Origin of the sequence: Vagococcus proximus, from assembly GCF_029143285.1 — a bacterium.
GTDB classification, from domain to species: Bacteria; Bacillota; Bacilli; order Lactobacillales; family Vagococcaceae; genus Vagococcus_D; species Vagococcus_D proximus.
Map to the genome: position 1 here is coordinate 176026 of NZ_JAPDSH010000002.1, position 24546 is coordinate 200571.

Below are 24546 nucleotides of genomic sequence, written 5' to 3' on the forward strand. Positions count from 1 at the left end.
ATAAAAATGGCAAAGAAACCTAATTTAAGTAATGTAACAAAAGCAGTGAGCTTAATATCACTGGCAGATAAAAGTTCACCAGTTTCAGAGCAATACCGTACAATCAGAACCAATATTCAATTTGCAATGGTGGATAGTGATTTAAAATCATTTGTTGTCACATCTTCTGGTCCCGGAGAGGGTAAATCAACTACTTCGGCAAATCTAGCGGTGGTATTTGCTAATTCGGGTTTGAAAACCTTAATTGTGGATGCTGATTTAAGAAAGCCGACAGTGGCAAAAACGTTTAGCTTAAATAACTCATTAGGATTTAGTAATTTATTGAGTGAAAGAACATTAACTGTAACAGAAGCAACCCAATCTACTGGTGTACCAGGATTATCTGTACTAACAAGTGGTCCTAAACCACCTAACCCATCGGAATTGTTAGGTTCAAGACGTATGGAAGAGTTAATTAAAGAGATGGAAGAAGAGTTCGATTTAGTTATTTTTGATATGCCACCTGTTGTAGCAGTAACTGATGCACAAATTATGTCCTCTAAAGTGGATGGGACAATTTTGGTTGTTAGAGAACAAATTTCAAACAAATCAGCTTTATTAAAAGCTAAGAGCTTGTTAGAAATGGTTAATGCAAATGTATTGGGTGTCGTATATAACGGGTCTACTCGTTCGAAAGATCAAGGCTATTACTACTACGGTGCATAGTTTATTAGATAAGGAGTAGTGCGATGATTGATTTACATTGTCATATATTACCAGGTATTGATGACGGGGCACAGACGTTAGAGGATTCCTTAGCGATGGCGGAAGTTGCCGTTGCTAATGGGATTACTCATATTTTGTGTACACCTCATCATAATAATGGTCGATTTGAAAATCCTAAATATGAAGTGATGGAGCATGTTTCAAAATTACAAGAGGAATTGGATGAACGAAATATTCCTTTGACATTGTTTGAGGGGCAAGAAGTTCGCTTGACAGGGGAGACAATCCCTGACCTATTAGGAGATAGATTATTAACGGTTGATAGTGAAGATAAATACTTGTTAATTGAGTTCCCTAGTAGTGATGTGCCCTCTTTTTCAGAACAAGTGGTCTTTGAATTGGTAAGTAAAGGTGTTACACCAATCATTGTTCATCCTGAGCGGAATGCGGTCTTTTTAGAAGAACCTAATAGACTTATTCCATTTTTAGAGATGGGCTGTTTAGCTCAGTTAACAGCGCCTAGTTATATTGGAGTATTTGGTAAGAAAATCCAAAAAATGGCTAAACTGATGATTAAACATAATATGGTGCATATGATTTCGACCGATGCTCATAATGTTAATAAGAGAACATTTTGTTTGAAAGAAGCCTACAAACGTTTAGGAAAAGAGTTTGGTAAGGAAAAAGTTGAAGAGTTTCAACAAATAGCAAAAGATTTAATTAATGGGGAGCAAGTTGAAGTGTCGCAATATAGTGAAGTGGAACAAAAGAGAGGCTTATTTTCTTAAACCACGCTAAATATTGAAAGAAGGTTGTTTTTGTTGAGTAGAAAAATCAAAGTTTTTACGCTAGTTACTATTGATTCGCTATTAATTATGATAGCGAATTTTTTCGCATATCTATATATGGGACCGTTCGTGAGAATAACACAGGAAATGATGGTTAATGCCTTGATCCTTCAATTGTGTCTGTATTTAATTTTTGGATTCTTTTTTAAAGTCTTTGTAAGAATTAATAGATACACAAATTTAAAAGAAATGATTGCTATTTTTTTGACAATTATTTTATCGTATTTAATAGAAAGTATTTACTTCTTTATGAACCATGATAGATATAGCCAGCGTTATATTTTATTAACTTCGTTAATAGCATTGCTATTAATTATTATCAGTAGAATAACATGGCGTCTAATTGTTGAATATGATGTTAAACGTCGAAACGTCGATCCAAAATCACATCGTATCCTTCTTGTTGGGGCAGGAGCAGGGGCTTCAATGTTATTGAATACTTTAAAGAACTCTACAAAATCGCAAGGTGAAATTGTAGGTGTTGTAGATGATGATCGTAATAAACAAGGAACGGTATTTTGTGGTCAAAAAGTATTAGGAACAATTCAAGATTTACCACATCTTATTGAAGAAAAACAGGCAGATATGATTACAGTTGCCATCCCTTCATTACCTGCTAAACAGTATGAGGAAATTTTAGATTTAGTAAAAGATAAGAAGGTTAAAATAAATACGGTGCCTTCTTTAGAAGAAATAGTTCACGGGGACGTCAGCGTGAGTAAGCTAAGAGAAGTAGATGTAGTTGATTTGCTAGGAAGAGAAGAAGTTCAATTAGATATGGATACTTTAGCTGCGCAACTGACAAATAAAGTTATTTTAGTCACAGGAGCAGGCGGCTCTATTGGTTCTGAAATATGTCGTCAGTTAATGCGTTTTACACCTAAAAAATTATTACTCGTAGGTCATGGTGAAAATTCAATTTATTTAATTGAGAAAGAGTTAAGAAATAAGTTTAGTAATAAAAATACTGAAATTATACCGATTATTGCAGATGTACAAGATAGAAAGAGAATGTTTGAATTGATGGAAAAATACCATCCAGCTATTGTTTATCATGCAGCAGCACATAAACATGTGCCTATGATGGAGTATAATCCAACAGAAGCGATTAAAAATAATATATATGGAACAAAGAATGTTGCAGAAGCAGCTAAGGATGCCGATGTTAAATCATTCGTAATGGTATCAACCGATAAAGCAAATAATCCGCCTAATGTTATGGGAGCTACTAAACGTGTAGCGGAAATGATTGTCACTGGATTAAACGAAGAAGGTAAAACAAAATTTTCAGCGACTCGCTTTGGGAATGTTTTAGGAAGTCGTGGGAGCGTTGTACCTTTATTTAAAGAGCAAATCGCAGCGGGAGGTCCTGTAACGGTTACCGATATGCGCATGACCCGTTACTTTATGACGATACCAGAAGCTAGTCGTTTAGTTATTCAGTCAGGAGTATTGGCAAAAGGTGGAGAAGTCTTTATTTTAGATATGGGTGAGCCTGTTAAAATTAGTGATTTGGCTAAGAAGATTATTAAATTAAGTGGTTTTTCTGAGGATGAGATACCTGTTGTTGAAACAGGTATTAGACCAGGAGAAAAGTTATACGAAGAATTATTAGTAGATAAAGAAAAATCACCAGAACAAATTTATGACAAAATATTTGTTGGGAACGTTTCGGCGTATCAACTAGGTGATGTGATGGATTTTGTAGAAAACTTATCCAAAGATGAAGAGGAACTTTCCAAAGAAATTGTAGCGTATGCAAATCAATCAAGTAAAGAATAGAGGGATTTTTAAATGAAGAATATACCATTTTCACCACCAGATATAACAGAAGAAGAGATAGCGGAAGTTGTGGATACACTTAAAAGTGGTTGGATAACAACAGGCCCTAAAACAAAGCTTTTTGAAAAAAGAGTTGCGGAGTACTGTGGAACAAATAAAGCAGTCGCTTTAAATTCAGCTACTGCATGTATGGAGATGACACTGAGAGTCTTGGGAGTAGGGCCCGGTGATGAAGTGATAACAACAGCTTATACTTATACTGCTACAGCGAGTGCAATATATCATGTAGGTGCACAAATTGTAATGGTGGATTCAGGAGAAAATTCATATGAAATAGATTATGATGAGATTGCTAATAAGATAACTGATAGAACTAAGGTCATTATTCCGGTAGATATCGCAGGTGTTATGTGTAATTATAATAAAGTTTTTGAAGTAGTCGAAAGTAAAAAAAACCTCTTTAAACCAGCAAATAATATCCAAGAAAAAATGGGAAGAATTACAGTTATGGCAGATGGAGCACACTCTTTTGGAGCTAGTCAATTTGGCAAAATGAGTGGAGCAGTTGCGGATTTTACTGCATTTTCATTTCACGCTGTAAAGAATTTGACTACAGGAGAAGGGGGGGCCGTAACATGGCAACCTATTGAGGGGATTAGTGATGAAGATATTTATAAAAATTATATGTTACTATCCCTTCACGGACAATCGAAAGATGCACTTGAAAAAACTAAGTTAGGTTCTTGGGAATACGATATTTTGTCACCAAATTTCAAATGTAATATGACAGATATTATGGCTTCAATTGGCTTAATTCAACTTAATAGATACGATAAAATGTTGAGTCGAAGAAAAGAAATTATTGAAATGTATTATGATGGGTTTAAGGATACCAATATTTCGTGTATTCAACATTTTACAGAGGGTAATAAGTCTAGTGGCCATCTTTTCCTAACCAGAATAGATGGGATAGCAGAGGAAGAAAGAAATAGTATAATTCAAAAGTTAGCAGAAAAAGGTATTTCTAGTAATGTTCATTATAAACCACTACCATTATTAACAGCCTATAAAGATTTAGGATTTGATATCCAAGATTATCCAAATGCTCATGAACAGTATAAGAATGGAATTTCTTTACCGTTACATACATTATTGACTGATAAAGAGGTTAGATACATTATTGAAAAGTATAAGAAAATTATAGATGGAGAATCAGAATAGATGTATAGCAAATTTTTTAAAAGATGGATAGATATCGTATTATGTCTATTGGTATGTCCGATAGTCTTGTTAGTTATCATTGTTTTTGCACCATTTATCTATTTTGAAGATAAGGGTTCAATTTTTTATAAAGCTAAGCGACGTGGACAGTATGGTACGGTATTCAATATGCTGAAATTACGAACAATGAAGGTAAATGCTCCTGATATTAGGAATGAAGACAATTCAACATTTAATTCTGAGAATGATCCAAGAGTGACTAAAGTGGGAAGGGTTTTAAGAAAAACGAGTTTAGATGAATTCCCTCAATTTTTAAATGTCATCAAAGGTGATATGAGTTTAATAGGACCAAGACCAGTTATGACTGATAAACCATTATCAGAATATGATCAAGTTCGAATAGATCGTTTAAAAGTTAAGCCGGGTATTACAGGCTTGTCACAGGCGTACTATAGAAATTCAATTTCTCAAGAAGAGAAAATGAAAATTGATGCAGAATATGCAAATACTGTAACCTTTGTTTTAGATATCAAGATAATATTTAAGACGCTTAAAACTGTATTATTAAAAGAAAATATATACATCGAGTAAGGAAGGATCTCATGAAAAAACTACTAATTTTAGGGGGATCAGAACTTCAGGTTCCTATGATACGAAAAGCAAAAACATTAGGGTACTGTGTAGCAGTTGTAGATTTCAATAACGAAGCAGCAGGACGTAGATTTAGTGATTATTTCTATAATATTAGTACAAATGATATACAGGGGGTTATTGAGGTCGTTAAAGAATTTCAACCCAATGGTATCACAACTATTGCTACAGACATGCCAGTTAGAACAATCGCAGGTGTTAATGATTATTTAGGAACTCAAGAAGGTTTAGACAGTGCAACTGCAATAAGATGTACTGATAAATTAAAGATGATAGAATCTTTATCATCTAATAATGTGAGTGTTCCTTGGTTTTATTTAGTAGATAGAACAAAAAAAATCGAGGAAGATTTAGAATTTCCTTGTATTGTTAAGCCAGTAGATAGCTCAGGAAGCCGAGGAGTATCTACTGTTAATAATATACAGGAACTATCGTCAGCAATTGAATATGCACTTGAATTTTCTAAAGAAGAAGAAGTATTGGTTGAAGAATTATTAATTGGTCAAGAAATTAGTGTAGAGGTTCTTGTTCATAAAGGAAAGGTTAATATTCTAGCTTATACAGAAAAAACAACAACAGGATCTCCTTATTTTGTTGAACTAATGCATATACAGCCGGCAAATTTATCGAGTCTTGTTAAGAATAAAGTAGATAAACTTGTTAAAGATTCTTTATTTGTGTTAGGAGTTAACCATGGTCCAGCGCATGTAGAAATGATGTTAACAGAAAAAGGTCCTAAAATAATTGAAGTAGGTGCGAGACTGGGTGGGGATTTCATAACAACCCACTTAGTAGAATTATCAACAGGGATTGATATTGTAGGTGCTACGATAAAACAAGCTTGTGGTGATGATTTTTCATTAGAGAGTACAATGACAAAAGCAAGCATAGTCAAGTTTTTTCATTCAGAAACATATGGTAAGATAAAAAATATAATTGTACCATCTGAAGCGTTACAAATTGAAGGTATAAAAGATATCTGTTTATTTAAAAATAAGGGAGACTATCTTGGACCTATAAATAACAGTACAAGTCGTTTAGGCGCAGTTATTGGTCAAGCTGACAATCGCAAAGAAGCACTAGCTATTTGTGATGAAGCTATAAAACAAATCAAGGTTTTGACCTTGTAATTTCAGGAGTGATAATATGAAGGATTTAATTATAATCGGTGCAGGTGGGCTAGGTCGTAAAGTATTTGTTTGCTTAAAAAGATTAAATCAAGGGAATTTAAGATGGAATATCAAGGGTTTTATTGATGATGATTTAAATAGTCTTGATAATGTCAGATGTGATTTAAAAATAATTGGCAGTATTAAAGATTATCAACCGAAACCTAATGATGTATTTGTTCTAGCAATGTCTAATCCCGATGCAAAAGAAAAGATGGCAGATATGTTTCTTGAAAGAGGAGCAGTATTTGAAACAATCGTTTCACCTGATGTACTTTTAGGGGATTATGTTGAAATTGGTTTAGGAAGTATTGTAATGACACCATACAACATTGAAAGTGGGGCTAAAATCGGGAAATTTGTGACGATTTTGGGATCAACTTTGGCATTAGATGGTCAAATAGGTGATTATTCTACAACTACAGGCTTCGCTAATTTAACAAATGCTAATATTGGGAAAAAGGTTTTTGTAGGGAGTCATGCGGTTATTTTAGAAGGGTTGAATATTGGCGATGAATCGTCAGTAGGTGTTGGTAGTATTGTTATGAAAGATGTTAATCCAGGTACAAAAGTTTTTGGTAATCCAGCAAGAGAATATAAATAAAGGACGTGCAAAATGGAAAATAAAATAAAATTAAATGAAATATTTAAAAGAACATTCAATATTAAGGATGAGGAATTAGATTTTTTATTTAACAAAGAAAATGTTACTAATTGGGATTCATTAGGTCATATTACCTTAGTTTCTGAAATTGAAAATGACTTTGAAGTTATGATGGAGACAGAAGATATTCTAGCTTTAAATAGTTTTGATGACGCAATTAAAATTTTAGAAAAAAACGAAATATCATTTTAAATTACTCGCTCTAGGAGGAAAAAGGTATGACATTGGACGGTAAAGTGTGTCTAGTTACAGGTGCAAGTAAGGGGATTGGTAGAGCTATAACAGAACTTTTTGCTGAGCAAGGTGCTATTGTTTATGCGGTGGCTAGAAATATTGATGACTTAAATAAATGGGTTGTAAATAAAGCGTTTCAGTCTAAGGTAATACCAATCTCATTTGACTTGAAAAATATAAGTCAAATAAAACAAATATTTCTAAGAATGCGAAAAGAGCAGGGAAAGATTGACGTGGTAGTTAATAATGCAGGAATTGAATATAACGAGAGAATTGGAATGATTTCTCAAAAAAATTTACAAGATATGTTCGAATTGAATGTGTTTAGTACAATTGAAATAATTCAATTAGCTTCTCGTATTATGGCCCCTAAAAAATGCGGAAGTATCATTAATATTTCTTCAGTTGTTGGGATCAAAGGTAATTCTGGTCAGTTGAGTTATTCAGCTACAAAAGGAGCGATAAACTCAGTAACACTTTCAGCAGCTAAGGAGTTAGCTTCTAATAATATTCGAGTAAATGCTGTAGCTCCAGGATTGACTGAAACTACAATGTTAGATGATGCTAAATCAGAGGAGTTGGAAAAGAGAATTAATAATATAAAATTGGGAAGGTTAGCTAAAGTTGATGATATTGCAAACGCTGTTCTATTTTTAGCCAGCGATGCCTCGGAGTATATTTCTGGTCAAATACTTTCAGTAGATGGATGTTCAATTTTTTAATATTACTTTATAGATAGGATGTGAAAATTGTGTTTTTAAATATTGATCAAAAAAAACCAGAAAAAATTGCTTTATTAGATGATACGAATAAATCGATTACATATGGTGAGTTAGTAAAGTTTTGTAATGATTTATCAGAAAAGCAATTACAAAGAGGTTTAGTTTTATGTCTATGTGATAATTCAGTAGATAGTGCTGTAGGTTATATTTCACTTATAGAAAATAAATTGGTCCCCATCATGCTATCAGTTAACACAGATCCAAAACTTATTGAATCATTTATTAAGAATTATGAACCAATGTACATTTTCTCACCAAAATCTAACGAATATATTAGTGAAGATAGTACAAAAATATTATCATATGGTGAGTTTGGTTTGGTTTCAAGGTCTAACAATATTGATGATTTAAACGAAAATTTATCCATTTTATTACCTACATCTGGGAGTACAGGCTCACCTAAATTAGTACGCTATAAGTATGGTAATTTAGAAAGTAATGCAGAAAATGTTGCTAAGGGACTAAAGTGGACAGATTCTGAAATAGGTTTTATGGACTTACCTATGAATTATACAATGTCGCTAAATGTTATTAATGTACATTTATGGTTAGGTGCGAGAGTGGTTTTAACCAAACACAATATTTTAAGTAGAGAATATTGGTCTCAGTTGGATGGAAAAGATATCACTAATATTACAGGAGTCCCTTTCAGTTATGAACTCCTTGAAAAATTAGGGTTATATAGAAAAAATCTCCCTAAATTAAATTATTTGTGTCAAGGTGGTGGGAAATTACCAAACGATAGATTCAAATCTTTAACTAAGTATGCAAAAGAAACAAATAAATATTTTATACCTACATTTGGAACAACAGAGACTTCTGCACGAATGAGTTTTTTACCATCTAATTTTGTAGATGAGAAAATTGGAAGCATAGGTAAACCTTTTCCGTATGGTAAAATGTATTTGATTGATGAGGACAATAATGAAATTACTAATTCAGACGTAAGAGGCGAATTGGTCTATGAGGGCCCGAATGTAACGATGGGATATGCTATGAATAAAAGTGATTTATTATTGGATGACGAATGGTGTGGTAAATATATCACTGGTGACTATGCGAGTATAGATGAAGATGGGTTCTTTTATATTCAAGGAAGAAAATCAAGATTTTTAAAATTACTTGGACACAGAGTAAGTTTAGATCAAACAGAATTGTTGATTAAAGATGAGTTTAAAATAGAGTGCGCATGTACAGGTACAGATGAGTGTATGGTCATATACATTACTGATTCAGAAAAAACTGAAAGTGTCCATGAATTCGTTTCTAAAAAAATGGATTTATACATGGGATTATTTAAAGTAAAAGTTATTTCTGAGATACCAAGAAACGAAGCTGGTAAAACAATGTACAAATTATTGAAATAAGTAGGGATCGAATGAAAAATTTAATAATCTTAACAAATAGTTTTCCATATGATAAAAGCGAGCCGTATATGGAAACAGAGACAGAATATTATCAAGGTTTTGACAGAAAAATAATTTATTCTTTATCAGTAAGAGACAGTAAAAACAAACGTATAATAGAGGACGGTTTTGAGACAATTCCAATAAAATTTGATAAGACAAGAATAATGTATTTACTAATGTTTATTTTTGTGTTGTTTGATTCAAATTTTTATAAAGAATTAAGGATATTGCGTCAGCAAAAAAAAACATCAGTAAAAAGAATTTTGAGGATAAGTATATTTTTATCTAGGGCGAAATATGAAGGTTATAAAATTAAAAGAGACTTAAAAAAAAGAAAGATTTCAAAGAATGATTTTGGGATAATTTATTCCTACAGGTTTGAATATCAGGCATATATAGCTGTTAATTTATTAAAATCATATCCTAATTACAAAGTTGTATGTCGTGCTCATGGTTATGATTTATACCATTATCGGAATAGTGATAAATATATTCCGTTTAGAGAATATGTATTAGATAAAATAACTAGTTTGAGTACTATATCTAAAGATGGTAGTGAGTATATTTCTAAAAGGTATCCGAAATATAAAGATAAAATTAAACTATCTTATTTAGGAACTAAAGACTATGGCTGCAGAGAGGTAGACAAAAAAAGTGATATTCTAAAAATAGTATCTTGTTCAAATCTATTACCGGTTAAAAGGATTGATAGAATCATTGAGGTTTTTAAATTATTACCGAAACAGTATTCTATAGTTTGGGAACATTATGGAGACGGCTATCTGAAAAAAGATTTAGATAATACAGCTTTAAATGAGCTAGGGAAAAATATTAAGTATGAATTTAAAGGACATATTTCAAATAAAGACTTGATGAAAGTATATATGACTGAAGAATATCATTTATTTATAAACCTAAGCGATTCCGAAGGTCTACCAGTTTCAATAATGGAGGTACTTTCTGTAGGAATACCTGTGATTGCTACAAATGTGGGTGGAACTAGTGAAATTGTTATTGATGGTAAAAATGGTAAACTAGTTGAACCAAATGAATTAACTGATATTAAGAATCAAATAGAACTATTTTATAATATGTCTAATGAAGGATACGTTGAGTATAGAAAGCAGGCCAGACTTTATTGGGAATCTAACTTTTCAGCAGAGAAAAATTATAAAAAGTTTAATGAAGAATTGTTAGGTATGTTAGAAGAGTAGGATGTGAGAATAGGTGTTAGATGAAAAAAAATTTGATATGTCAAATTCTTTAGTCTTAGGAATGATTTGTCTTATAACTTTTGGATATTTGGGCGTACTTAGAGAGAAACAAATATGGATAAGTGTGGTGTGTCTAGCCATATTATTAGTTTTAATTATGTTAAAAAAAATAAATATAAAAAAACCATATGGGACGATTATGACTATTTATATTTTTTTATTAGTTAGTGTGGTTATATACACTAGATTTCAAGGTTTAAGTTATATTATATATTTTACAATAATGTGTATTATTATACTTTTAGATAATAATTATATATTTTACAATAAGTTGATTAATATTTTTTCTAAAATCACAACTTTATTTATGATTGTTACAATTATAAATTACTTCAACAAAGATTTAATCATAAATAGTTTAGGTTTTTTACTTAGTAATGAGCAAGTAGATACAATTAGATTTGGGCAGATATGGAATGGCTCTTCAGGTCTTGCTGGAGAACTTAGTTTCAATGCTTTTTGTCTGTCGATTGGCTTTTCAATATATTTTAGCAGATTATTAAGTAATAAAAAAAATGTTTTATTGTCAATTTGGTACTCTATAGTTCTAATTTTATTCTTTATTAGTATATCTATGACTAGTAAGAGAAGTATGTTGATAGTAATACCTTTAGTATCTGTAATAATGATTTTGATATACGTGTATAATCAAAGAAATAATATTTTAAAATTTTTTACTACAATGATAATTATTGTATCGCCAATTTTTTACAAAATTTTTGTACTAGATAAATTAACTCAACTATTACAATCAGGGAAGGGAAACTCTGCTTTGAGTAATCGTGAATTATATTGGAATATAGCACTTGATATGATAAAAGAAAAACCGATTTTGGGTCATGGCATTAACTCTTATGATATTAGGTTTAATATGTTACGAGGACACAGTGGTTTTGCAGGAGCACATAATTCTTTTCTTCAAATTTTTTCTGAATTGGGACTTGTTGGTTTTTTGTTATTTGTTACATTTATTTTAAACAATTTGTATATGACCTTTAAATCACTTAATTATAGTATTAAGGAAGAGATGTTAGAGAATCAATTATTATTATTAATATCTTTATTTATACAGTTAATTTGTATTTCTGTTGGGGTATCTGAGAGTATTTTTTATCAGCCTCAAGAAATGTATATGTATGGTGTAGCTTGTAGTATTGGCTATAAAATATTCTTGGATATAAATAAAAGAAATAGAAAGAAGGTACCTGTACTATGCGAATCTTAGTGGTTAATTATTTAGACATAAATAAATTACCTCCAGTTCAAAGTTTGGTGCAAACTTTATTAAGTATGGGAATTAAAGTGACTTTGATATCTTTTGGTGATATTAAAAATGAAAAACTTAGAGATGATAAAAATTTAAAGTTTATAAAATTAACTGATACAAGTAATAATAAGTTTGGAAAAGCTATTCATTTTTTTTCTAGAAAAAAAGATTTAAAAAAAATAGTAACAGAACAAATGACAATGAATGATATACTATGGACAACTACTGATTTAACAGTGAGAGAATTAGGTGATCTTGTATATAGATATAAGCATGTCATGCATCTTATGGAATTGATAAAAGATATTCCAAAATATCCATATCAGAATTTTTTTGGGAGTAATTTAAAAAAATATGCACAAAAAGCTTACAAAGTTGTCGTACCTGAATATAATAGAGCACATATTCAAAAAGTATGGTGGGAACTGGAAGAATGTCCATCTATATTTCCAAATAAACCGTACTCAGTTAATATTGAAAATATCCCCTCAGAAGTTAATAAAGTTATTCGAACGATGCTAGAAGAAAAAAGAAAAATAATTTTATATCAAGGTGTTTTTAGAAAAGAAAGAAATTTAGAAGATTTTGCTAAAGCAATAACAGATTTGAATGATGAATACGTTTTTTATATAATGGGAAGTGAAAGCCTAGAAAGTACAGAATTATTAAAAAAATATCCAGAAGTCAAACATATACCATTTATAGCACCACCCTATCATTTATGTATTACAAGGCAGGCTTATATAGGTGTATTAACATATATACCTATGTTTAGCAAGGAACACCATATTTCAGAGCTAAATGGGGTATACTGTGCACCAAATAAATTATACGAATACTCTTATTTTGGAATTCCAATGATTGGAAATGATGTTCCAGGCTTAATGTACCCTTTTGAAAAGTTTAATATGGGAAGAGTAACTAAATTAAATAGTGTAGATATAAGAAAAACTTTGATGGTCATCGAAAAAAATTATGATGAATTGAGTCTAGGGTGTAAAGAATTCTATGAAGATGTAAGTTTAAGTGATGCCATAAATGAAATCCTTAGTTAAGAAGGAATTATATATATGAAAATCTTATTAAAAAAAATTTTGAAAAATAATACTATAAAAAATGGTATGTGGTTGTATGTCTTACAGATGTTTAATACTGTTATACCATTTTTGACATTGCCATATATAACGAGAATTTTAGGTGCAGATCAATATGGAGTTTTTTCAGCTGCCTTGAACTTGATTGGGTATTTTCAAGTAATTGTAGAATATGGTTTCAATTTATTAGGATCTAGAAAAGTTGCATTATTAAATAAAAAAGAAGAAATGAGTGAACTTTATACAAAAATTTTCTTAGCCAGATTAATTTTAAGCGCGATTAGTTTAAGTTTACTTGTCATTGTAGTGTTGTTAACGGGAGTATCACAATTACAATTTTATTGTATGTTAATTTTATTCTTTATGGTTATAGGAACTGGGATTCAACAAGTTTGGTTATTTCAGGGATTAGAAAGTATGAAATTTATAACAGTTTTAACTGTTATAATTAGAACAATTTTTACAATATTAATATTTATACTGATTAAGAATAGTTCACAAGTATTGATGTATTCTTTCTTATATTCAATTTCATTTTTTTTATTAGGATTAATTAGTATGTTTATAGCGAATAATAATCTAAATATAAAATTTGTTAAAATTAAGGCAAGTTCTGTTTATGATATCTTAAAAGAAGGTTGGATATTATTTACAACATCTGCTATGACAAAAATTTTTACGGGAATAGGAATTACTATTTTACAGTATACGAGTACTAATGCAATTGTAGGATCTTACACTGCAATTCAAAAAATACCTCAGATGCTAGTAATGTTATTTTTCCCATTGAGTCAAGCAATATATCCGTATTTAAGTAAGATATTTCAGAATTCTTTTGAAGAAGGACTATTTAAATTAAAAAGAATAACTAAAAGTGTAATGTTATTATTTATATGCATGGGTCTCGTATTAATTTTATTCAGAAGGCCAATAGTTTTATTATTGTATGGCTCTGAGTATATTAAGTATGTTAATATATTAATTCCATTAGTATTATGGTTGCTATTTAGCATATTTAATAATTTTTTAGGTACTCAATTTTTAGTTGCTACAGGAAATGTAAGAAGATACAGTAACGCTTTTAAAATAGGTATAGTTGCAATGGTTTCATCTAACTTGATATTAGGATACTTCTTTGATATTTATGGCATAGCTTTTGCTGCAATGTTAGGTGAATTCATTTTGACGATATCTTTATGGAAGCAAGTAAATGAAGTAATAATGTTGAAAGGAGATTTTCATGAAAAAAATTAAAATAATGACAGTTTTTGGTACAAGACCGGAAGCGATAAAAATGGCACCATTAGTTTTAGAAATCGAAAAACAAAGTGATAAGTTTGAGTCAGTGGTAGTTGTAACTGCTCAACACAGACAAATGTTAGATCAAGTTTTAGATATCTTTAAAATTAAACCTGATTATGATTTAGATATAATGAAACCTAATCAAACGTTAGCTGAAATCACTAGTAATGTGCTGACTAAATTAGATGAGGTTATAAAAGAAGTTGCTCCTGATATTATTTTGGTTCATGGAGATACAACTACCGCTTATGCAGGTGCAATGGCTGGTTTTTATAACCAAGTGCCTATTGGTCACGTTGAAGCGGGACTAAGAACTTGGGACAAATACTCTCCGTTTCCAGAAGAGGTTAACCGTCAGATGATTGATGTTGTAACAGATTTATATTTTGCCCCAACTGAAGAAACTAAAATGAATCTCCTTAAAGAAAATTACAAAGAAAATAATATATTTGTAACGGGGAATACAGTTATTGACGCATTATCGGAAACAGTACAAGAAAATTATGAAAATGAAATTCTAGATGCTGTATCAAAAGATAGAAAACTGATTCTTATGACAATGCATCGTCGTGAAAATTTAGGTAAGCCAATGGAAAATGTATTCAAAGCGGTTCGTGAGATTCTGGATGAAAAAGAAGATTTAGAGTTAATTTATCCAGTACATTTGAATCCAAAAGTTCAAGAGGCTGCAACTAAATATTTAGGCGAACATGATAGAATTCATTTAATAGAACCGTTAGATGTTATTGATTTCCATAATTTTGCTTCAAGAAGTCATCTGATACTGACAGATTCTGGTGGTATACAGGAAGAAGCCCCTTCTCTTGGTGTACCAGTGTTAGTTTTACGAGATACTACAGAGAGACCAGAGGGTGTCGCTGCAGGTACTCTTAAACTTGTTGGAACAGAATATAAAGATGTAAAAAAAGAAGTTAATGATTTATTATTAGATGAAAAATTGTATACTACTATGTGCAAAGCGGAAAATCCTTATGGCGATGGCAATGCAAGTAAATATATTTTAAAAGCAATTCACAATTATTTCATTAAATAGAAAAACTCTCCCCAAGGGAGAGTTTTTTAATAACTATTAAGTATTTTTTACATTTCAAGTTATTTATTGTATTTGATAGATTTTAATGCCAAAATAGAAACAGTTGATAAGCTACCAAAGTATCGCTAAAAAAATTCAAAAGGTGTTGACTATTATGTTGAAGAAATTACTCAAAGTGTTATTAAGTATCATCCTTATCCTAATGTTGGGTATTGTAGGATACAGTGCGAAAGTTTATTTTGATGTAAAAAATACAGCTAAAGATATGCATGAAACAATTGATAGACCAAAATCAGAAAAACGTAATAAAGCCGTTAATATTGATGGAGGAGAAGCTTTCTCAGTCTTATTATTAGGTCTTGATACAGGTGATTTAGGACGTGATGAGCAAGGTCGTTCAGATTCTATGATGATTGCAACAGTGAGTCCTAAAACAAATAAAACAACGATTACAAGTTTGCCACGTGATACACGTGCAGAAATCGTAGGACATGGTACAACGGATAAAATTAACCATGCTTATGCGTTTGGTGGTGTACCAATGGCTATGGATACAGTAGAAAACCTATTAGATATTCCCGTTGACCACTATGTGTCAATCAACATGAAAGGTCTAAAAGAATTAGTCGATGCAGTTGGCGGTATCGATGTCAATAATACATTAGACTTCAGTCAAGATGGCACACACTTCCCAGTTGGAAATGTACACTTAACTGGTGAAACTGCTTTATCATTCTCTCGTATGCGTTACGAAGATCCAAATGGTGATTATGGTCGTCAAGGACGTCAGCGTCAAATCATTGAAGGTGTTATTAAAAAGGCACTAAGTATTAAATCAGTGACGAACTATAAAAATATTTTAGATGCATTAGCTGATAATATGAAAACAGATTTAAATTGGGATGACATGATGGATATCCAATCTAAATATAAATCTGCATTTGGTGTAATTGAAGAAGGTAATCTTCAAGGAGATGGTCAAATGATTGATGGTGTATCTTACCAAATCGTTTCTGACGGAGAATTAGACCGTGTTCAAACAATGTTAAAAGAACAATTAGCTGAATAAACTATCAAATAAAAAGCTGGCATTCCGCCAGCTTTTTCTGTTATTTTATAACCAAAAGCCCCTACCTTTAATAACACAAGGTGGGGGCTTTTAGTCTCTATAAAATCCATCATCAAGGAAAATTTTCCTTGACTGTTCGTATCATATCGTCATACAATGACGGCAGATAGAGATAAATTAAATAAATCGGCACTCTACAGATTGGTTGGCGCCCTTCCGCAGAGCCTTGAACAAATAAAGACACTATTTGACCAAGTTGCCATAGCTAATACTATCATTAATAGTCAGGTTTGTAAACGCTGTAAAGGTTGCTATATTAACTTTTCACCGTAGTTAAACTTGTTTTTAGATAGGCTTATTAAACTATGTCAGAGGGGTTGGACAGTCGTCCAACTCCTCTTTTTTGTTTGCTCTAGACAGACAAAAAGCAAGCCGATTTTTATCTTTACTGCATATTGTCGGCTGTTTCTGATCGTCAACTGACTGTTTCTTTCGTTTAGATTAAGGTGAGAGAACCAAAAAATATCCGGAATTTTAAAGTTTACACTCACATTAATGAAACCGCTATCACTTTATTTTGTTCGATAGTTTAACAAAAAAAGGTAATAGCGAATAGTGAATGAATAATCATGTATCGCAAAGACGATACGATTATGTTTAGGAGGAACTTGATGTGAGAATTTTATTTGGAATAGTTATGTTGCTGCTCGTTTTAGGAGCGATGACGTTGTTTGCCTTTAAAGCACCACGAGGTAAGAAGTCGTTGGGTGCATTATCTGGTGCAGCCTGTGCTACGTTTTTAGGAGAAGCTTTTTTACACTATGCTATTGGTGGTGTGTTTCATTTAGATTATGTCGGTCATATTGGTGAAGTAATGGGTGGACTTGGCGGTTTAGCTGCAGGGACGCTTGTTCCTTTAGCATTTGGTGTTAGCCCAGTATTTGCCGTAATTATGGGCGTATCGTTATTAGAGTTCAAATTGCTTCCAGCCTTTATAGCCGCTTACTTATTATCGTTTATTATTTTACAAATTGAAAAAAGAGTGACAGAAGGTATTGATTTGATTGTTGTTATTTTAATTGTCCCAGTTGCAGCTTACACCGTTGCTTTTATGATTCAACCAGTCGTGCTTGGGGTATTAAATATCATCGGTGGTGTGGTGACAACCGCAGTCGATGGGAACCCGTATGTGATGGGGGCCGTATTAGGAATAATCATCCCAATTGTCGGTATGACTCCACTAAGTTCAATGGTCCTAACAGCCTTGATTGGTTTGACAGGTATACCGATGGGCGTAGGAGCTATGGGGTGTTTTGGTAACTCAATCTTAAACGGTATGTTATTTAAGAAAATGAGATTTGGTGATGATACAACTGCATTTGCCGTGGCAATCGAACCCTTAACCCAAATTGATATTATCAGTTCAAATCCAGTTCCCATCTATCTGACCAATGCAGTCGCCGGTGCGATTAATGGAATGATCGTCACCTATTTTGGCTTACAAATTCCCGTAACAGGAATGGCAACACCTTGGGCAGGTTTACTCGTAACCTTAGGTAATAATCCATTACTCCCAACCCTAACCGCCGTAGCATTGATTACAGTCAATAGTTTGATATTTGGTTACCTGGGTTACATGGTCTTTAAAAATCATAAAATCGTCACCGTAGATGAAATTAGGAATACAAATGCCGCGTAGTAATAAAAAAAGAGGAGGAAGATAATATGACAACAACGGATAACAAACCAGAAAAAAAGCCGCTTAATTTTAAAAGTTGTTTCGACATTATTGGGCCTGTGATGATTGGTCCATCAAGTTCCCATACAGCAGGAGCTATCTCAATCGGGATAGCTGCTAACAAATTATTTCAAACAACACCTAAAAAAGTCAGTGTAAATTATTATGAATCATTTGCTGAGACACACAAAGGGCACGGAACAGATTATGCGATTATCAGTGGAATTTTAGGATTTGCGACAGATGATTTACGTGTCCCTAACGCGTTGGAGATTGCAGCCGAACAAGGTATGGAAATCGAATTTATCGAAATGCCAGGAGACAGCCCTGTTCAACATGCGAATACAGCTTGTGTCAACTTACAGGATGGTGATCATGAAATAAATGTAACTGGAATCTCTGTAGGAGGTGGCACGATTGAAATCAAATATATTGAAGTCGACCGATTCGCTTTTGAGCCGCAAGGAACGTTACCCATTCTGATTGCAATTACTGAAGACGAATCAATCAAATATAACTTACAAGGAAAATTATATGATAACAATGTTGAGGTCAATGTGTTTAATGAGTACGAGTGTGATAGCACGTATTTATATCAATTTGACCTTAACTCTCAACCGCCAAAAAAATTAAAAGAACAGTTACTAAACATTGATAAAGCAACTCAAATTATCTTACTTTAACCATTAAAAGGAGGACAACTACCCATGTATTTATTAATTGAAGAATTTATAGTCGAAGCAGAGGAGACTGGAAAATCCTTATCCGATTTAATGATTGAGCAAGAGATGAAACAAAATCAACTGACTTTTGAAGAAGTTTGGGAAGTTATGGAATATAATTTAGCGACGATGGAAGAAGCCGTTAAACGATCCAGTGAAGGGGAGGGTGTTTTCTCCCCAACTGGGTTAACAGGTGGCGATGCTGTGAAAATGAAAAACTACCGTGCTAAGAAACGCACACTTTCAGGTGACGATATGCTAAAAGGGGTGCAAAGTGCCCTAGGAACAAATGAAGTCAATGCGTCTATGGGCGTGATTTGTGCCACACCAACTGCAGGGGCAAGCGGCACACTACCTGGCGTGTTATTCACGATTAACGACTCCCTAGAATTAACGCGTGAACAGATGGTGCGTTTCTTATTTACCTCTGGTTTATTTGGAATAGTGGTGGCTAATAATGCAATGATAGCTGGTGCAATGGGTGGTTGTCAGGCAGAAGTCGGAAGTGCCTCTGCTATGTCTGCCGCTGCCGCAGTAGAAGCTGCAGGTGGAACACCACGTCAATCGGCAACAGCATTTGGTATGGCATTAGGAAATTTACTTGGACTTGTTTGTGATCCTGTGGCAGGTCTAGTAGAAATCCCTTGCGTGAAACGTAATGCCATCGGAGCAGGGAATGCCCTAATCGCAGCCGATATGGCTTTAGCAGGAATTGATAATAAAATCCCTGCCGATGAAGTAGTTGAAGCTATGCGTGAAATAGGGTCAAACTTACCTAGAGAATTGAGAGAAACTGGCATAGGTGGTCTTGCAGGAACACCAGAAGGTAAGAAGATGATGAAAGAGATTTTTGGTGGAGAACTAAAGAGCAAAGATTAGGTATATAAATAGGACATTAGTAGTTTTTATTTTGGATAATAAACAAGCCTGACTCATCCAAACGGATTAGTCAGGCTTGTTCTGATTGTTATTTTTGTAAAGGGGATTACGAAAAAAAAGTATTTATAAACCACTATATAATCTTTACTACCATGGAAATTGATTAATAATGATTACTAATAATTGGATCAAAAGTAGAATATCATCATATGATGTTTGAACAGAGGAGATAAAAATTAAGTGTGAATGTAAGTTGTTAGCGTGTCACTAATTTAAAATTTAATTAACTTTATAAAATAACGTCTTTAAAGAATATTAAATGAACTTAAATGGAAATAAAAAATTTATTTTGACGTTCTTTGGAATTAAATGAATTTATTTTGAATATTTAGGAAAAATTCGCCTTTATTTAGGTGATATATAGACTTTTTTGGAAATTAACGATATATTGTAAGCGTTATCATAACGTTTTTTAGTTGTTTTTAGCTTAATTAAAATTGAGAAAAGGATGGGGATAAGTAATGAAAGTAGTCAAAAAAAGTTTGTTGGTTGGAATGACAGTTACTGCATTATTAGGTTTGACAGCTTGTGGTGGAAGTAAGAGTAAAGAGTCTAAAGATGGTGGTGTAAAAATCAGATTATTAACTAGAATGGCGGGTACATCTCCACAAGTTAAAATATATAAAGATGTTATTGAGCAATTTGAAAAAGATTATCCCGATGCTGAAGTGATTGATGAGTCACAAGGCGATGAAGGCTCATACAATAATAAACTTAAAACAAGTCGTGCTTCAGGCGATCTTCCTAATATTTTTAGAGTTCAAGGGGTCGCTAATTTAGGAGAATACATCGACAATAATCTTGTTATGAATATGGATGAAACATTAAAGGCTGACAAGGAATGGGCAGATGGTTTTACGGAAGGTGCATTAAATTATTATCAAGTCCCTGGCTATGATGGTACATATGCTATTCCTATGGAGTCAGGTTTGATTGGAATGTATTATAATGAAAAACTATTTAAAGAAGCGGGTATAAGTGAGTTTCCTGAAACATGGAGTCAATTTACAGATGCAATCAAAAAGTTAAATGCTAAAGGGATTGTGCCGATGTCTATGGGTGCAAAAGCTGCGTATAAGGCAGGTCATTTACACAACTCAATTTTCTATCACTGGTTAGGTACAGAAGCAGCCAAGGATTTAGGAACTGGTAAGTTAAAATGGACAGATCCAGACGTGGTTAAAACGATAGAGTATGTTAAAGAGTTAGCTGATTTAAAAGCTTGGGATAAAAATGCAGCAGGCATAGATGATAATGTCGCACTAACTTCATTCTTGGACGGTGAAACAGCGATGATTTTAACAGGTCCATGGGATGGTGACGGCTTTATGGATAAAGAAAAAACAGAGTATACAGACAGTATAAAGTTGGCTAAATTCCCATATTTTGAAGAAAAACCAGAATTTAAAAATAATGATATGCAAGTTGTCAGTCCTTATATGGTAAATGGAAAACTAGAAGGAAAAGATAAAGACTATACGATAGAATTATTAAAACGTCTAACAAGTAAAGACGTTGCAAAACGCTATGCTGAAGAAGCAAATTTTATTGTTCCAAGAACGGATATGGAGATTGATAAAGATAAAGTATCACCATTATTCTTACGCAACTTAGAGTTATCTGGAACATCAGATCATTTAGCTGTTGATGTTTTTGATTATGACAAGGTTCAATCTATGCAAGATAGAACACGTAATTCACTAGTAGGTGTTTTAACAGGAAATTCTCCAGAACAAGCGGCCAAAGAAATACAAGCAGAACGAGATAAAAACGCTAAATAAAAGTAATGCATAAGAGGTGTGAAAGCACCTCTTTCAAAATTTATAAAGTAAGAGGTGGAAATTTTGGTAGTAAAGTCCTTTAAAGAAAAAGCGAAAGTGTTAGTCATGCTCGTGCCGACAATGTTACTCTATACCTTATTTTTAGTTATTCCGATTATACTGGCGGTATATTTTTCAGTCCATCAGTGGAATGGAATTCCAGGATCACCATTAACATATGTGGGTTTTAAGAATTTTGTAGATGCTTTTAAAGATGATTTATTTAGAGTATCTGTGGTCAATCTTTTTAAATTAGTTTTTTTCAGTGTACTATTTCATACACCTATTGCCTTAATTTTAGCAGTGGCCTTACAAGCTAAACTTAAAGGCTCACGTTTTTTTAAAGTTATCTTTTTTGTACCAACGATATTTCCTTTAACAGCAATAGGGCTACTTTGGTATTTTATTTTCATGCCAAATGGCGCAATCAATAGTATTCTTGAGATGATAGGCTTAGGAACTTTAGCTCAAGGGTGGTTAATTAATCCATCTACAGCTATACCTGTTATTATTTTCGTTAATATCTGGGCAGGTGTCGGATACTATATGATTATTTTACTTGCAGGCTTGAAAACGATACCTGAAGAAATATACGATGCGGCAAAAATTGATGGTGCATCAGAAGTGAAGCAGTTTTTTAATATTACGGTACCTATGTTAAAACCAATTATCAGTATGTGTGTACTGTTAGATATTATTGGTACAATTAAGTCTTTCGATTTGGTGTTTGTAATGACGGGTGGTGGGCCGAATGATTTGACCAATTTACCAACAACGTTGATGTACAATCAAGCATTCAAATATGATAATTATGGAATGGGTAGTGCATTAGGAATTATTATCTTAGTTATGGTATTAGTTCTTACAATTCTAAGTGATTTTATTATGAATAGGAAAAAGAAAGGAGCGGTCGATTAATATGAAAAAGAAAGTCTTTCTATATATATTTGTTATAGCAATGGCAATCACATTTATTGGACCAATGTTATTTACAATAATTTCATCATTTAAAGACAATAAAGAAATCTTTAGTGCACCTTTCTCACTACCAGAAACATTTAGATTTGAAAATTATAAGATTGCTTGGGAAGATGCCAAGATGAGTCGTTATATGTTAAACAGTATCTTTATTGCCGTATCATCTGTTATCACAGTTGTTATTGTGTCATCTATGAGTGCATTTGTCCTATCGCGCTTTAATTTTAAGGTCAATAAATATATTTCTCTATTTATATTAATGGGAATGATGGTGCCAATGCATACAATCTTAGTTCCTGTTTCGTACATTATTGCGGCATTTGATTTGAAGAATAACTTAATAGCACTCGTATTACTTTATGTAGCATTTAGTATTCCATTTAGTACAATTGTACTGACAAGATTTATGCAAGGGATTTCCAAGTCTGTTGAAGAAGCAGCGGTAATGGATGGGGCTTCTTTCTTTAAAATATATTGGAAAATCATCTTACCAATGTCGATCCCGTCTATATCAACTGTAGCGATATTTAATTTTTTAGGAGCTTGGAACGATGTGCTGTTTCCACTGTTATTTATTAATGATGATAAATTGAAAACAGTATCTTTAGGATTGTTAAATTTCCAAGGAGAGCGAGGAGCTGAGTATGGTCCTATGATGGCTGCCATCGGGATAACGTTATTAATTCCTTTGGTTATCTATTTATTCTTCCAGGAAAAAGTAGAAGAGGGAATTGCGGCAGGTGGTGTGAAAGAATAAGGGATAAGTTATTTATATATCTACAGTAGATATATAGTGTTATTAAATAGAGTAGCACCTTGACTATTCGCATTTAAAAGGCATACAATGACATCAAATGGGGAGCTTTTATAACTCTCGATTTGATGGCTTTTCTTATAATCAATTGTCCTATTGCTATGTGTTAAAATAGGAGGAAATGTATGAAAAAATATTATTTTTTAGTCGCTGTTTGTGCCACTACATTATTAACAGTAGCTCCGATGACGAGTCATGCTAGTGAAGATGTGAGTCCGTCAGCTGAGTTGCCAATCAATCCCGAAATTGTCGGTCAAATGGAAGATGAACTTAATAATGCGCTTAATGATGTCCAAAATGGTCTTCAACCAGATATAATTGCTGAAAAGGAAGAAGAACTTAACAATGCCCTTAATGATGTCGAAAATGGTATTCAACCCCAAATGACTATACCTGAAGAAATGCCTCAACCGTCAGTAGAACTACCATTTGATCCTGAGGTTATTGGTCAAATGGAAGATGAACTTAATAATGCTCTTAATGATGTCGAAAATGGCATTCAACCTCAACTTAACGTTATTGGTGAGCCCGCAACACCAGAGTTGCCTAGTGTGCCAGGTGTTGCCGATCCAATGCCGATGCCATTAGACCCAGAAACGAATATGCCGATGTTACCCTCTGATCCAGATGGTTCAGGTGTTGCCGATCCGATGCCAATGCCATTAGATCCAGAAACAAATATGCCGATGTTACCGTCAGCAGACCAACCACTTGTTGAGTTAGAGGACGCTAATTCTCTTACGAATCAATTAGCTTTAGGAGACAGTCAAACAAACACGCCATTTGTTAATTTGGCTACGAGCTTAAAAAATAATGACCTTAAAACTGAAAAGGCTCCAGATGAAACAGTTAAGGGAGAAAAAACATTTCCTCAGACTGGCGAACGAAGTAGTGTAGCAGTTGTGGCATCAGGCCTAGTGATGACACTTGCAACTTTAGTCGCATTTGTGCTTAGAAAATTTAAATAGTAGTAAAGACAAGAAGTCCCATCTTCTTGTCTTTTTTTATCG

At 32.8% G+C, this 24546-nt stretch carries 23 protein-coding genes; all 23 read left to right on the forward strand.

The window, feature by feature from the left end:
- The first annotated feature begins 6 nt into the window (after positions 1-6).
- The 23 genes from OL233_RS03435 to OL233_RS03545 all read left to right on the forward strand — a co-directional run bounded on the left by OL233_RS03435 (position 7) and on the right by OL233_RS03545 (position 24504).
- Positions 7-705, forward strand: coding sequence for a CpsD/CapB family tyrosine-protein kinase (locus OL233_RS03435; protein WP_275470974.1), 699 nt, complete (start codon positions 7-9; stop codon positions 703-705).
- 23 nt (positions 706-728) lie between these two features.
- Positions 729-1493, forward strand: a complete 765-nt coding sequence (locus OL233_RS03440; RefSeq protein WP_275470975.1) for a tyrosine-protein phosphatase — start codon at positions 729-731, stop codon at positions 1491-1493.
- A 24-nt stretch (positions 1494-1517) separates the two neighbouring features.
- Positions 1518-3335: a polysaccharide biosynthesis protein gene (locus OL233_RS03445; RefSeq protein ID WP_275470976.1), complete on the forward strand. Its 1818-nt coding sequence runs from the start codon at positions 1518-1520 to the stop codon at positions 3333-3335.
- Between the two features lie 12 nt (positions 3336-3347).
- Complete coding sequence (locus OL233_RS03450; protein WP_275470977.1) at positions 3348-4556, forward strand: DegT/DnrJ/EryC1/StrS family aminotransferase; 1209 nt, start codon at positions 3348-3350, stop codon at positions 4554-4556.
- Positions 4557-5147 carry a sugar transferase gene (locus tag OL233_RS03455; protein WP_275470978.1) on the forward strand — a complete coding sequence of 197 codons (591 nt, stop codon included), beginning with the start codon at positions 4557-4559 and terminating at the stop codon, positions 5145-5147. It abuts the gene before it with no gap.
- Between the two features lie 11 nt (positions 5148-5158).
- Positions 5159-6337, forward strand: a complete 1179-nt coding sequence (locus tag OL233_RS03460; RefSeq protein WP_275470979.1) for an ATP-grasp domain-containing protein — start codon at positions 5159-5161, stop codon at positions 6335-6337.
- 16 nt (positions 6338-6353) lie between these two features.
- Entirely contained in the window at positions 6354-6980 is a 627-nt protein-coding gene (locus OL233_RS03465) for a PglD-related sugar-binding protein (RefSeq protein ID WP_275470980.1), read from the forward strand.
- 12 nt (positions 6981-6992) lie between these two features.
- Positions 6993-7232, forward strand: a complete 240-nt coding sequence (locus tag OL233_RS03470; protein ID WP_275470981.1) for an acyl carrier protein — start codon at positions 6993-6995, stop codon at positions 7230-7232.
- A 26-nt stretch (positions 7233-7258) separates the two neighbouring features.
- A complete protein-coding gene (locus OL233_RS03475) occupies positions 7259-7996 on the forward strand; it encodes an SDR family NAD(P)-dependent oxidoreductase (RefSeq protein ID WP_275470982.1) in 738 nt (245 codons plus the stop codon).
- Positions 7997-8025: 29 nt separating this feature from the next.
- Positions 8026-9423, forward strand: coding sequence for an AMP-binding protein (locus OL233_RS03480; RefSeq protein ID WP_275470983.1), 1398 nt, complete (start codon positions 8026-8028; stop codon positions 9421-9423).
- An 11-nt stretch (positions 9424-9434) separates the two neighbouring features.
- A complete protein-coding gene (locus OL233_RS03485; RefSeq protein ID WP_275470984.1) occupies positions 9435-10679 on the forward strand; it encodes a glycosyltransferase in 1245 nt (414 codons plus the stop codon).
- Between the two features lie 13 nt (positions 10680-10692).
- Positions 10693-11964, forward strand: coding sequence for an O-antigen ligase family protein (locus tag OL233_RS03490; RefSeq protein WP_275470985.1), 1272 nt, complete (start codon positions 10693-10695; stop codon positions 11962-11964).
- Positions 11964-13061 carry a glycosyltransferase family protein gene (locus OL233_RS03495; RefSeq protein WP_275470986.1) on the forward strand — a complete coding sequence of 366 codons (1098 nt, stop codon included), beginning with the start codon at positions 11964-11966 and terminating at the stop codon, positions 13059-13061. Before OL233_RS03490 ends, OL233_RS03495 begins: the two co-directional genes overlap by 1 nt.
- A 15-nt stretch (positions 13062-13076) precedes the next feature.
- Entirely contained in the window at positions 13077-14354 is a 1278-nt protein-coding gene (locus tag OL233_RS03500; protein WP_275470987.1) for an oligosaccharide flippase family protein, read from the forward strand.
- On the forward strand, positions 14341-15456 hold the full coding sequence (gene wecB, locus OL233_RS03505; RefSeq protein ID WP_275470988.1) for a non-hydrolyzing UDP-N-acetylglucosamine 2-epimerase: 1116 nt from the start codon (positions 14341-14343) through the stop codon (positions 15454-15456). The genes OL233_RS03500 and wecB overlap by 14 nt, the downstream gene beginning before the upstream one ends.
- A 154-nt stretch (positions 15457-15610) precedes the next feature.
- Positions 15611-16525: an LCP family glycopolymer transferase gene (locus OL233_RS03510; RefSeq protein ID WP_275470989.1), complete on the forward strand. Its 915-nt coding sequence runs from the start codon at positions 15611-15613 to the stop codon at positions 16523-16525.
- 673 nt (positions 16526-17198) lie between these two features.
- On the forward strand, positions 17199-18224 hold the full coding sequence (locus tag OL233_RS03515) for a PTS sugar transporter subunit IIC (protein ID WP_275470990.1): 1026 nt from the start codon (positions 17199-17201) through the stop codon (positions 18222-18224).
- A 26-nt stretch (positions 18225-18250) separates the two neighbouring features.
- A complete protein-coding gene (locus OL233_RS03520) occupies positions 18251-18946 on the forward strand; it encodes a serine dehydratase beta chain (protein WP_275470991.1) in 696 nt (231 codons plus the stop codon).
- Between the two features lie 24 nt (positions 18947-18970).
- Positions 18971-19864: an L-serine ammonia-lyase, iron-sulfur-dependent, subunit alpha gene (gene sdaAA / locus OL233_RS03525; RefSeq protein WP_275470992.1), complete on the forward strand. Its 894-nt coding sequence runs from the start codon at positions 18971-18973 to the stop codon at positions 19862-19864.
- 521 nt (positions 19865-20385) lie between these two features.
- The gene (locus tag OL233_RS03530) at positions 20386-21705 is read left to right on the forward strand and encodes an ABC transporter substrate-binding protein (protein WP_275470993.1); all 1320 of its coding nucleotides are present in this window, start codon (positions 20386-20388) and stop codon (positions 21703-21705) included.
- A gap of 63 nt (positions 21706-21768) precedes the next feature.
- Positions 21769-22662, forward strand: a complete 894-nt coding sequence (locus OL233_RS03535) for a carbohydrate ABC transporter permease (protein WP_275470994.1) — start codon at positions 21769-21771, stop codon at positions 22660-22662.
- A gap of 1 nt (position 22663) precedes the next feature.
- Positions 22664-23479 (forward strand): carbohydrate ABC transporter permease, encoded by an 816-nt coding sequence (locus tag OL233_RS03540; protein WP_275470995.1) that lies wholly within the window; start codon positions 22664-22666, stop codon positions 23477-23479.
- Positions 23480-23661: 182 nt separating this feature from the next.
- On the forward strand, positions 23662-24504 hold the full coding sequence (locus OL233_RS03545; protein WP_275470996.1) for an LPXTG cell wall anchor domain-containing protein: 843 nt from the start codon (positions 23662-23664) through the stop codon (positions 24502-24504).
- Positions 24505-24546: the final 42 nt, after the last annotated feature.